The organism is Pseudomonas sp. 51_B (genome assembly GCF_017491595.1).
GTDB lineage: Bacteria > Pseudomonadota > Gammaproteobacteria > Pseudomonadales > Pseudomonadaceae > Aquipseudomonas > Aquipseudomonas promysalinigenes.
The window spans coordinates 1-243 of the sequence record NZ_JAFGYW010000583.1; the positions used below are offsets into that span (position 1 = coordinate 1).

A 243-nucleotide genomic window follows, 5' to 3' on the forward strand; every position below is an offset into this window, starting at 1 on the left:
GCGGCGAACGTTGTATGTTCAGCGGCCCGACCACCGAAAAGTACTCGCCCCTGTGATTGAGGGCGTGCAACTTGGCCGGGTCTAGGAAGCGGCCACTAGTGCGGTCCCGAGGGAAGGCATCGTCCTCCCACGAGTCCCACAGGCCCTGAACTACCTGGACATGTTCACGGGCAATGCGGTAGCGCACGGCATGAGGCGGGTGCTGGTCCTTGCCGAAGTTATCCGCGGTACCCGACAGCCACG

The 243-nt window shown here is 63.4% G+C and carries 1 pseudogene; it reads right to left on the reverse strand.

Annotation, left to right across the window (positions count from 1 at the left end):
* Positions 1–243 (reverse strand): annotated as a pseudogene (locus tag J5M56_RS26295) (LLM class flavin-dependent oxidoreductase); the annotation flags it as partial.